General features: G+C 65.5%; 3 protein-coding genes. 2 read left to right on the top strand and 1 reads right to left on the bottom strand.

Annotated features, from left to right (window positions below; translation table 11 throughout):
* Positions 1-210: 210 nt before the first annotated feature.
* Positions 211-411, bottom strand: coding sequence for a hypothetical protein (locus GA0115254_RS14520; RefSeq protein WP_093895692.1), 201 nt, complete (start codon positions 409-411; stop codon positions 211-213).
* A gap of 341 nt (positions 412-752) precedes the next feature.
* Here GA0115254_RS14520 and GA0115254_RS14515 point away from each other — a divergent pair, with 341 nt between their 5' ends.
* On the top strand, positions 753-1109 hold the full coding sequence (locus GA0115254_RS14515) for a hypothetical protein (protein WP_093895691.1): 357 nt from the start codon (positions 753-755) through the stop codon (positions 1107-1109).
* Between the two features lie 500 nt (positions 1110-1609).
* Positions 1610-2176 carry a Uma2 family endonuclease gene (locus tag GA0115254_RS14510; RefSeq protein ID WP_093895690.1) on the top strand — a complete coding sequence of 189 codons (567 nt, stop codon included), beginning with the start codon at positions 1610-1612 and terminating at the stop codon, positions 2174-2176.
* The last annotated feature ends 177 nt before the right edge of the window (positions 2177-2353 follow it).

Below are 2353 nucleotides of genomic sequence, written 5' to 3'. Positions count from 1 at the left end.
CGTGATGTGCAGCCGGACCACTGCCTCGTTCCGCTCCCTGCTCCGGTCGGCCAGCTTGCGGTCCCGCAGCCAGGCATCGGCGTACTCGGTGCAGGGGACAGCCCCCTTGTCCGGGTCCTCCCACTGGCCGCGTGAGATGTCCGCCTCGGTATGCGTCAGCGAAGTGGTGGGTTGAGGGGTCGTGGGTGCGGTGTCGACGTCGTGGAGGGCCTAGTCGCTGACGGGCTTGGCGTATTCAAGGATGTGTTCAAGACGTCCCCTGCAGAGTGCGCCGCTTTCGATCTCCTCGGTCTCGATGTAGGTGACAGTGCCTATGGTGAACACCCCGGTCACCCGGAAGTCGGAGTCGTGCTGCGGAGCGTCCGGGTAGCGCCGGGCCCAGACGGAACCGATCCGTGGCTGTGCGGTCATGCGGCTAGTATGTCCGCCGCTTCTCCGCCTTGAGAGCGTGGTCGCGAAGCTCATCAATGAGGCGGTGCTTGACCGACAGCAGGTCTGTCAACCAGGTCGGTAGAGCCTGACATCAGCAGCTGACACCAACAAGCCCGAACGGCGCCGATCGACCCCGAACCTCAGCGGCAGGCGGACCGGGGGACGGCCGGAGTTGAGTGAGGTCGAGAGACCGGCTCGATCGACCCTGATAAGGATGAGGCCGGCTGGCAAAGTTCGGCGGCTTGCATGCAGGACACTGATCGGTGAGTCGCACATCCAGCCACACATCGTGATCTTCATCGTGGACTCATACTGGGTGGGTGGATATACGGGTAAAGACCTTCGTGGCTGAGGCCAGAAGCCGATTCGGCGTCGCCCTGGAGGGGTTGGGGTTTGCCAGCCCGGAAGTGGATCAGAGTCAGGGCGCGTATCCGTTGGTGATGCATGTCCGGTACCACCGGGGTGATGTCACCGTCGAGACGTCTTTGGTCTTGGCGTATGCCGGTGAGGAGTGCGTGCGCACGTCGCTGCTGTGGGCTGGGGATGCTCCGAGCCGCGCTCGCTGTGTCACGGTAGGCGAGGACACCGCTCACACCGGATATCAGATGCGACGGGCTCTTGATAAGCATGCTCAAGCCGCCCCCGATCTGATCACCCACCGAGATCGCAGCGACTGAAGCGACACTTGGGGAACACCGGGATGCGGCGCTGTGCCACAACCGCGCCAGATCGGGCGGGGACTCACGGGGAACTGCGGCTGTCTGCGGGGGCCAAAGCCAGCAGGCGCCGAAGTCCGTGTTACGCAGGTCAGGCGCCACCTCGCTCCTGAAGCGGGTGTCGCAGGTTCGAATCCTGCCGGGGGCACACAGCGTCAAGCCGCTGACCTGGGGTTTCTTCCCCAGGAAGGCGCCTTGTTCGGCCTCGGACTCCTCATCCGGGGCCGTTTGTGTGAGCGGTGCTTGAGCGGATGCGCTACCGGGATCCGCGCTGCCACGCAACGGATCAGCACCGTTCGGCACGGACTCTGGACCGGCTTCCCCCACGCCGTCGCGCTCGGCCTCTTTGATGACCGCGATCGTATGCCAGAGATGATGTGTCCGGTGTCCGGGGCCCGCGGGGACAGTACGCTGATTCCAGCGGGATCGGGCCCGCCCGACGGATGTCCGGGAGGAGCGTCATGACTGCCGAGACGGTGGCCCCTGCGTGGATGCATGAGCAGATCACGGCGGAGCAGTACGACTCTTGGTCCGAGGAGCAGTGTGCGGGGATCGAGATTGTGGACGGGATGGTCGTCGTGAGTCCCAGTGCGTCCAAGCGGCACAACCGCCTCGCCCGGATTCTGGCGAACGCGCTGGATGTCGCGGCCGGACCGGACTGGAACGCCGACACGGACTTCGACGTCCGCCTACAGGACGTGCCGCTCACCAACCGCCGCCCGGACGTCGTGGTCTACCGAGCGGACACCATCGACGTCACACCCACCCGCCCCGAGCACGTGCTGCTGGTGGCCGAGGTCGTCTCGCCGGGGTCGGAGACCACTGACCGGATTGTGAAGGTGGACCAGTACGCCAAGGCCGGTATCGCCTTCTACTGGCGGATCGAGCAGGCCGCCACCGGCGTCCCGCTGATCTACACCTACGTCCTCGACCCGGCGACCAGGAGCTACCGGACCGGCGACATGTTCACCGGTGTCGTCAAAGTTGCCGCTCCTTTCACCGTGGAGATCGACCTCGGCCGGCTCTGACCTAGCGCTCAAGCATCACCAGCGCGAGCTTCCGCGCGTGAGCGATGCGTGAGCGGACGGTCCGGCACGGGACGTCATGAGGAGGATCGGCCGGTCTGCCGCGCGACGCTGACCAGGAAATTCAGCACCACGCAGCAGCACTGGGCAGCCCCCGGCAGGGATTCGATCCCACTCCTG

The organism is Streptomyces sp. Ncost-T10-10d, from assembly GCF_900091955.1.
GTDB lineage: Bacteria > Actinomycetota > Actinomycetes > Streptomycetales > Streptomycetaceae > Streptomyces.
This window is presented reverse-complemented; position numbering and strand designations above follow the sequence as displayed.

What these genes read in the sequence shown, in the direction of transcription:
- GA0115254_RS14520 (WP_093895692.1), bottom strand. Translation starts at nt 411, where the DNA reads ATGACCGCACAGCCACGGATCGGTTCCGTCTGGGCCCGGCGCTACCCG.
- GA0115254_RS14510 (WP_093895690.1), top strand. Translation starts at nt 1,610, where the DNA reads ATGACTGCCGAGACGGTGGCCCCTGCGTGGATGCATGAGCAGATCACG.